This is a genomic window from Sporosarcina sp. P16b (assembly GCF_002743065.1).
GTDB lineage: Bacteria > Bacillota > Bacilli > Bacillales_A > Planococcaceae > Sporosarcina.
Window position 1 is genome coordinate 20,339 of the sequence record NZ_PDYO01000024.1, and the last position, 7,340, is coordinate 27,678.

Sequence of the window (7,340 nt, forward strand, 5' to 3'; positions counted from 1 at the left end):
TCTATATCACCCCCTCTCACCGCTTGCATTGCCCGTACTGAATCGGTTGTTATATTCGGTATACGAGGTGATACGATTTGATAAGCCGCTGTTTCTTTCTGTCAGTTTATTATTTCTTATAGCAATCTCCATCGCTTTTTCTGTACCAATCAAAACGAGTCTTTCTTTTGCCCTAGTCATGCCTGTATACATTAAATTCCGAGCCAACATAACGTAGTGGCTTGTCGTAGCAGGGATTATGACAATAGGTGCTTCACCGCCTTGTGATTTGTGAATCGTGATTGCGTAACCTAATTCTAATTCTTTGGTTTCGCTTTTTTCGTATGATACTTTTATTCCCATGAAATCACATGTCATTTTCTCAACGGTCTCACTATTTTCAATTACTTCTTTTGAAATTTTAGTAATCACACCAATATCGCCATTAAAAACGCCTTTAGATTGATTATTTTTAATCTGAATAACTTTATCGCCGAGCCTGAATAGGTTTTTTCCTATCTTCCATTCATTTTTGGTCGAGTCAGCAGGGTTTAAAGCGTCTCTCAACTGATCATTCAATGCAATTGTTCCAGCAGGTCCTTTTTTCATGGGACTTAAAATCAAAATATCCGATATGGAATAACCTAATTCTTGAAAACGTAAAGCACTTCTTACAATATAGCCTGCGATTCGTTTTGGATCTTCTTGATGAATAAAATAAAAATCACCTTTATCGCTATTGATAAGAAGTGATTTACCTTGATTAACCCTATGGGCATTACTTATGATTTGGCTTTCTTGTGCTTGTATAAATACTTCTGTTAGAGCCACTGTTGGTAATCCCGAATGAATCATGTCGCTTAGAACGTTTCCCGGATTAACCGATGGCAATTGATCCGTGTCACCTACAAAGAGAATTTTCGTATCATTTTCAAGTGCATCCATTAGTAAACTGGCTAACTGAACATCCACCATCGACATTTCATCAACGACTAACAAATCGCAAGAAAGTTTATCTTGCCAATTGTAGGTAGGGATTTCACCTTGTTGATACCCTATGAGCCTATGGATTGTAGATGCGTCATATCCAGCTACTTCTGACAATTGTCTACTCGCCTTTCCTGTCGGGGCCGCTAAGCATATAATCAATTCTGGATGCAACTCTTTATACACGTCAATCATGGCACGTATAACGGTTGTCTTACCTGTTCCAGGACCACCAGTGAGTATTAACATCTGTTCTTCAAATAACCGCCTAATCGCATCACGTTGCTTCTTAGCTAGGATGATTCCCTGCTTCTTTTGATAGTTGGTTATCTGTTTTTCTAACGAAGGCAATGCTACGCCATCCCGAGAACCCTTCATTTCTGAAAGTTTCCGAGCTAACCTGTCTTCATATGTGAATAAAAACTTTGGGTAAACGCATTTGTCTTCAATAACGATATGTTTCTCTTCTAAACGGTAAATACTTTGTGCTAATTCATCCATCGAAACTTTGTTCTCTTCAATCGTATTATGGTTTAATGCACGTTCAGCTTCCGCAAGTAGACTTTCTTCCAACACATAACAATGTCCTGAACTGAAGCATGTTTCTTTTAGAACATAGTTCACACAAGCATCAATACGGTATCCTGATAAGGGTGATATACCAATCTTTTGAGCAATTTCATCAGCCTTTAAGAATCCTATAAGGTTTAATTCTGTTAGCTTATATGGATTTTCTGTAACAACTGCTACCGTATTAGATTCATATTCTTTATACAGCCGCATGGCCATACTAGCGGATATGCCGAACACAAGTAGTTCCGAAATGATTTTCTGTACCTCAAACGTAGACCTAACACTTTCTACAATGTTACTAGCGCGTTTCTCACCGATTCCTTTAATCCCTTGTAAACTCGCTTCGCCTTGTTCACTGATTATCATCAAAGCGTCTTCACCCAACTTTTCAGCAATTACCACTGACTGTTTCGGCCCACATCCCTTTATTAGGGGCGATGCTAGGAATGCAATCACTTGATCTTTTGTTTGCGGAATCGGCCTTTCCCAAAACTCTATCACAAACTGTTTCCCAAACTGCGTGTGATTTTCCCATGTCCCACGAACCTTTACTTCTTCACCTTTATTTACCCCATAAATGCTTCCTTTAATTGTGAGTTCTTCATTATCCGTTTGCAATTTAGCAATCAGGAAATCCTCATTTTTATAAAGAACTTTTACAACTTTCCCAATGAATTCATTCATTCCAAACTCACCATCTTATCGTCTTTATACAATATGGATCTAAAGCGTTTAAGAAATGCAAAAGAACTTTGGACTGGGATAAGGTTTTGTATTTCAATCTCATTATAAAGAGCCAAGAATAAATCCATAGGCATCACAACTGTTTGACGTTTACGACGAATAAACGCTTTACATCGTTCTACGTTTCTCATAATTGGGTTAGAGGAATCAATGTCATTTTTCATTTCATTTACAGAATCAACAACTTTAGTTGCAATAATATCAATTTTTTCGAGTAAAACTTTTTCTTCAACAGTTCCAACTACTTTATTCGCTTCATGTAGGATTTCGTTTCTTGCTTCAACAAACTCTTCACTTGATAGAATTTCTTCAAATTGCATTTCCACTTCTGGTGTAATATCTACCTGTTGGAAGAAAGCATCGATTTCATCTTGTGGAACATTGTACTTACTTGGAATTCCTGTTACGTTAGGCACCGATTTCACTAAGTGCCATAAATTATCTGGGAAGTAATAAAAATCTACATTTAATTCTACTAAAATATATCCGCTAATTACGCTACTTATTTTCTTCGTATTCTTTCGAACTTCTCTCAAGTCTTTGGAGAGTTCACGGATGCTGTCTTTGTACGTTTCAAGCAAGGCAAGAGAATTGGCATCTTTGTATTCTTTCAGTTTGTCGCAAGCGATGCGAAGGTTGTTTAAGCCTGCTTGAATTCTCTTTACATTCAAGTGTTCAGAAATATCATTTGTGTTTAACTCGGAAAGATCTACAGCAGTATTGTCATCACGAATAATTTCTGTGAATGTTTCCATTGCATAAATCGCTTTAACCATTGAGTCACCTGCTCTATTCAAAACAGTATTCAACATCTCTTTTACTTCAATTTCCGCTCCGCTACGAACCTGAACTACAAAGTAAGTCATGTCTCTTCATCCTTTCTTAGTTTCTGCGTTTGTAATGTGAATTGCATGTCAACTACTTAATGATTTTTTCTTATGCCTGTTACTTGAAAAATCTATGAAAGTTTTTATCAAGAAAAGCTGACATCTTTGATGCTTGAAAAGACCAAGTCTGACCTTTCCCTTTTGGATAATAAACATAGCCCCCATTCTCGCTATCAAGCTCTTTTCGGAATTGCTGCCGAAAGAGAATATTTTCTTTCAACCATTCGTGTTTTTTGCCTGTACGATGTTCTAGTTCTTTCATGTTCCAATACACACCACTTAGTTCTAGTTTTCTTAGTTCATCTAGTTCCACCTTTCTAATTAATACAGAATCTTGTGGAATTGGAATTGTAAGATTGACTGAGAGTTGCTGTACCATAATGATTCACCTCACTTTTAATTTTAAGTTCAACATTGTAAACTTTACGTTGAATCAATCTTCAAAAAAAATAGCAACAGGTACTTTTAATTGTTTTGCAATTACTTCTAATTCAGCTGTAGTAATTGGTCGCTGCCCTCTTTCCTTCATGCTGTAAGATTGTACTGTAATGCTAAGTGTCTCTGCGATAACTGATTGATTTAAATTTAATTCCTTCCGGATAAATCTTATTTTCTCATTTACTGACCTCGTCATTTATTCACCACCTAAACCTTTATTCAACATAAAGTTTAATTTATACTCTTACCTTATTCAACTTTACGTTTATTGTCAAGTGTTTATTAAACTTTTAGTTGAAAAGACTTAACTTTACGTTGAGTTAGGGTATAATTACTTATAGAAAAGTAAAATGGAAATGGTGATCATATGAGTTTAGGCTTTCACTTAAAAAAGGAAAGAGAAAAAAGAAATTGGTCACAAGTAGAGGTAGCGAAGAAAGTCGGTATTACGAATGCTGTATTATCGAACTATGAAAGAGATTATCGAGATCCTGATACAGAGACATTAAAGAAGTTAGCGGATCTTTATAATGTTTCAACAGACTTCCTTCTAGGCCGCACAGAAAACTCTTCACCGATGAACATGGACGAAGAAGAATTCAAAAAGGCTATTTCCGACCCTGAATTAAAACGTTGGTACTCAGAATTACCTAACTCTAACGAGGAAGACTTACAAAAGTTGAGAAAAATGTGGGAAATCATTAAAAATGAGGACAAATGAAACACCTTTTAAAATATGAGTAAATAACCCTATCTTTTAATTTTAGATAGGGTATTATTATAACTCATACACGAACATACATTCTAAATTATCGAAAAGGTGTCGAATTAAATTTGAATACATCATATTTATCTTCATTAGAAGAAAAAGTTTGTTCAATTTATCAGTCGCTAAAAATCTTAGAGCCTGCACAAATTTATCATGTCGATCTTATCGAAGATTTCTCTACAATGCTGAATATAAAAATTTATTACTTTGATGAACCAAGTGAAGCAAATAATTTAGGAGGCGATTATCGGATCTTTTTAAATCAAAACCAATCTAAACAAGCCATTTGGCAAGACTTCGCACACGAATTGGCTCATATCTTGCGTCATGAAGGCTATCAGTGGTCAATGAACAAGCCGTTCCGTGAGTACCAGGAATGGCAGGCAGAACAATTTGCATTCCACTTCTGTGTTCCAACATTCATGTTGAATCATTTAGAGTTACCGCAACTAAAAAAAGAAGCTGTTGGTCTTATTGCGACTCTATTCAATGTGGAACATACTTTTGCAGATGTACGATTAGAAAAATGGTTACTAAATCAGAAAGTACTTTATTTGGATAGATTACAAAATAATATTATTGAAGGGAAAGTAGAATAATGGCGTCATTTCAAAAACGAGGAAAAACCTGGCAATATATAGTTAGTAATAAAGGAAACCAAATTAGAAAAGGTGGTTTCCGAACAAAAAAAGAAGCACAAGTGGCTGCTGGAGAAGTCGAAGCAAGTTTACTTAGGGGCATTATAGCTAATTTAAAAGATGAACCTTTTGCTTGGTACTTCAAAGAGTGGATCGATTTATATAAGAAGAATATAAAAGGTCAAACCAAATATCATTATGATCGGTCTCTAGAAATAGTAGAAGCATACTTTAAAGATACCCCTTTACAAAAAATCACACGGCAAGATTATCAAGGGTTCATTAATGACTACGGCAGCACACGCAGTAAAGAAACTGTAGAGAAACTAAATTATCATTGCAGGGCTTGTATACGTGATGCTGTAGAAGATATGATTATTCCCTTTGACTTTACAAGGAAAGTTACATTGACGTGGAAAGTTCAAGCAAAGCGATCAGAAGAAAAACACCTTAGCTATTACGAAAGCAAGGCGCTTTTTAAAGAAGTTGTCAATCGGTTAGATAAGGGTTTGGGATATTATGTTTTGTTACTTGCGCTATCAACAGGTATGCGTTTTGGTGAAATGGTGGGACTGACAAGGAAGGATTTCAATTTCGAGGACAGTACAATTAACATTGAAAAGACTTGGGGCTATGCAAAGAACTCGCCTGAAGGATTTGGACCAACAAAAAATGATGAGTCTATACGTGTTATTAAAGTTAACAAATTTACTATGGATACTTTTGAACAGCTATTTATCACGACTCCCACAAATAACTTTGATCTTGTCTTCTATAGCCAAGCCTCAAAATATAAAGTGATCAGCAATGCCAATGTAAATAAATTATTAAACAAAGTACTAGATGAATTAAAGATTAAAAAATTAAATTTGCACGGCTTACGTCATACGCATGCAAGTGTACTTCTATATGGTGGCGAATCCAATCAAAAGGTTTCTATGAACTATGTAAGCGAACGACTTGGACATAAGGATGTAGAGACAACTTGGAAGACCTATTCGCACATCTTAGATGAGATGAGAGAAAAAGATGAAGAAGAAACAATCTCAATCTTTGAGAACATGTTTGTGTAATCCTTGTGCATTACTTGTGCATAAACTTTTCAAAACCTATCGTTTTCTATCGTATTCACCAAAAAGAAAAAGCATCTACAAACGCTGTGTTATCAACGTTTGTAGATGCTTTAGGTCTTTCTCAACTTAACCGGAAAAGACCAGGATATACCCGAGGCCGGACTTGAACCGGCACGCCTCGCGGCATCGCATTTTGAGTGCGACGTGTCTGCCATTCCACCACTCGGGCACGTGTAAAGTAATTATATAAAATTATAAGGCGGCAACCGGAATCGAACCGGTGGTAAGGGTGTTGCAGACCCGTGCCTTACCGCTTGGCTATGCCGCCAACATAGTGGAGCGGAAGACGGGATTCGAACCCGCGACCCCGACCTTGGCAAGGTCGTATTCTACCACTGAACTACTTCCGCAAAACTGACTGGGGTAGCTGGATTCGAACCAACGAATGACGGAGTCAAAGTCCGTTGCCTTACCGCTTGGCTATACCCCACTAATGGGGCGGACGAGGGGAATTGAACCCCCGAGTGTCGGAATCACAATCCGATGCGTTAACCACTTCGCCACGCCCGCCATGTTATGATTACTTTCAGTATAGTAATGAGTGTTAACGTTTTTAAAAGTATGGGGCGGACGAGGGGTATCGAACCCCCGAATGTCGGAATCACAATCCGATGCGTTAACCACTTCGCCACGCCCGCCATAGTAATTATTTATTTAAAAATACAGGGGCAGTAGGAATCGAACCCACACCAAAGGTTTTGGAGACCTCTATTCTACCGTTGAACTATGCCCCTAAATGGTGGTGGGGGACGGATTCGAACCGCCGAACCCGGAGGGAGCGGATTTACAGTCCGCCGCGTTTAGCCACTTCGCTACCCCACCAGTAAGGATGCCGGCGAAAGGACTTGAACCCTCAACCTACTGATTACAAGTCAGTTGCTCTACCAATTGAGCTACACCGGCATATAAATGGTGGCTCAGGACGGAATCGAACCGCCGACACAAGGATTTTCAGTCCTTTGCTCTACCAACTGAGCTACTGAGCCACATTTGTTATTTCCATAAAGACGCTTTTTGAAGCGTATGTATAAAATGGCGGTCCCGACGGGAATCGAACCCGCGATCTCCTGCGTGACAGGCAGGCATGTTAACCGCTACACCACGGGACCTTGGTTGCGGGGACAGGATTTGAACCTGCGACCTTTGGGTTATGAGCCCAACGAGCTACCACTGCTCCACCCCGCGATAATAC

General features: G+C 38.2%; 7 protein-coding genes and 12 tRNA genes. 3 read left to right on the forward strand and 16 right to left on the reverse strand.

Features of this window, described 5'->3' with window-relative positions:
• Positions 1-6 precede the first annotated feature (6 nt).
• From recD2 to CSV77_RS15885, 4 genes are all read right to left on the reverse strand, one after another.
• Positions 7-2,223, reverse strand: a complete 2,217-nt coding sequence (recD2, locus tag CSV77_RS15870; protein ID WP_099674160.1) for an SF1B family DNA helicase RecD2 — start codon at positions 2,221-2,223, stop codon at positions 7-9.
• Complete coding sequence (locus tag CSV77_RS15875; protein ID WP_099674161.1) at positions 2,220-3,149, reverse strand: transcription termination/antitermination NusG family protein; 930 nt, start codon at positions 3,147-3,149, stop codon at positions 2,220-2,222. The genes recD2 and CSV77_RS15875 overlap by 4 nt, the downstream gene beginning before the upstream one ends.
• A gap of 79 nt (positions 3,150-3,228) precedes the next feature.
• Positions 3,229-3,549, reverse strand: a complete 321-nt coding sequence (locus tag CSV77_RS15880; RefSeq protein WP_099674162.1) for a DUF771 domain-containing protein — start codon at positions 3,547-3,549, stop codon at positions 3,229-3,231.
• 54 nt (positions 3,550-3,603) lie between these two features.
• On the reverse strand, positions 3,604-3,804 hold the full coding sequence (locus CSV77_RS15885; RefSeq protein WP_099674163.1) for a helix-turn-helix domain-containing protein: 201 nt from the start codon (positions 3,802-3,804) through the stop codon (positions 3,604-3,606).
• A gap of 171 nt (positions 3,805-3,975) precedes the next feature.
• Here CSV77_RS15885 and CSV77_RS15890 point away from each other — a divergent pair, with 171 nt between their 5' ends.
• The 3 genes from CSV77_RS15890 to CSV77_RS15900 all read left to right on the forward strand — a co-directional run bounded on the left by CSV77_RS15890 (position 3,976) and on the right by CSV77_RS15900 (position 6,088).
• Positions 3,976-4,329, forward strand: a complete 354-nt coding sequence (locus tag CSV77_RS15890) for a helix-turn-helix domain-containing protein (protein WP_099674164.1) — start codon at positions 3,976-3,978, stop codon at positions 4,327-4,329.
• A gap of 113 nt (positions 4,330-4,442) precedes the next feature.
• The gene (locus tag CSV77_RS15895) at positions 4,443-4,976 is read left to right on the forward strand and encodes an ImmA/IrrE family metallo-endopeptidase (protein WP_099674165.1); all 534 of its coding nucleotides are present in this window, start codon (positions 4,443-4,445) and stop codon (positions 4,974-4,976) included.
• Complete coding sequence (locus CSV77_RS15900) at positions 4,976-6,088, forward strand: site-specific integrase (RefSeq protein WP_099674166.1); 1,113 nt, start codon at positions 4,976-4,978, stop codon at positions 6,086-6,088. Before CSV77_RS15895 ends, CSV77_RS15900 begins: the two co-directional genes overlap by 1 nt.
• Positions 6,089-6,236: 148 nt before the next feature.
• Here the strand turns inward: CSV77_RS15900 and CSV77_RS15905 are convergent.
• The 12 genes from CSV77_RS15905 to CSV77_RS15960 form a co-directional block, all read right to left on the reverse strand.
• Positions 6,237-6,317 (reverse strand) — tRNA-Leu (locus tag CSV77_RS15905).
• Positions 6,318-6,345: 28 nt separating this feature from the next.
• Positions 6,346-6,416, reverse strand: a tRNA-Cys gene (locus CSV77_RS15910).
• A 7-nt stretch (positions 6,417-6,423) separates the two neighbouring features.
• A tRNA-Gly gene (locus CSV77_RS15915) sits at positions 6,424-6,498 on the reverse strand.
• A gap of 8 nt (positions 6,499-6,506) precedes the next feature.
• Positions 6,507-6,578 (reverse strand) — tRNA-Gln (locus CSV77_RS15920).
• A gap of 4 nt (positions 6,579-6,582) precedes the next feature.
• A tRNA-His gene (locus CSV77_RS15925) sits at positions 6,583-6,658 on the reverse strand.
• A 52-nt stretch (positions 6,659-6,710) separates the two neighbouring features.
• Positions 6,711-6,786: transfer RNA gene (locus CSV77_RS15930), tRNA-His, on the reverse strand.
• Between the two features lie 25 nt (positions 6,787-6,811).
• Positions 6,812-6,882, reverse strand: a tRNA-Trp gene (locus CSV77_RS15935).
• 3 nt (positions 6,883-6,885) lie between these two features.
• Positions 6,886-6,970, reverse strand: a tRNA-Tyr gene (locus tag CSV77_RS15940).
• A gap of 8 nt (positions 6,971-6,978) precedes the next feature.
• A tRNA-Thr gene (locus CSV77_RS15945) sits at positions 6,979-7,051 on the reverse strand.
• Between the two features lie 7 nt (positions 7,052-7,058).
• A tRNA-Phe gene (locus tag CSV77_RS15950) sits at positions 7,059-7,134 on the reverse strand.
• A 47-nt stretch (positions 7,135-7,181) separates the two neighbouring features.
• Positions 7,182-7,257: transfer RNA gene (locus CSV77_RS15955), tRNA-Asp, on the reverse strand.
• Position 7,258: 1 nt separating this feature from the next.
• Positions 7,259-7,333: transfer RNA gene (locus tag CSV77_RS15960), tRNA-Met, on the reverse strand.
• Between the last annotated feature and the right edge of the window lie 7 nt (positions 7,334-7,340).

Excerpts from the sequence above, each read along its gene's own strand:
- recD2 (WP_099674160.1), bottom strand. The coding sequence starts at position 2,223 with ATGAATGAATTCATTGGGAAAGTTGTAAAAGTTCTTTATAAAAATGAG.
- CSV77_RS15875 (WP_099674161.1), bottom strand. The coding sequence starts at position 3,149 with ATGACTTACTTTGTAGTTCAGGTTCGTAGCGGAGCGGAAATTGAAGTA.
- CSV77_RS15880 (WP_099674162.1), bottom strand. The coding sequence starts at position 3,549 with ATGGTACAGCAACTCTCAGTCAATCTTACAATTCCAATTCCACAAGAT.
- CSV77_RS15885 (WP_099674163.1), bottom strand. The coding sequence starts at position 3,804 with ATGACGAGGTCAGTAAATGAGAAAATAAGATTTATCCGGAAGGAATTA.
- CSV77_RS15890 (WP_099674164.1), top strand. The coding sequence starts at position 3,976 with ATGAGTTTAGGCTTTCACTTAAAAAAGGAAAGAGAAAAAAGAAATTGG.
- CSV77_RS15900 (WP_099674166.1), top strand. The coding sequence starts at position 4,976 with ATGGCGTCATTTCAAAAACGAGGAAAAACCTGGCAATATATAGTTAGT.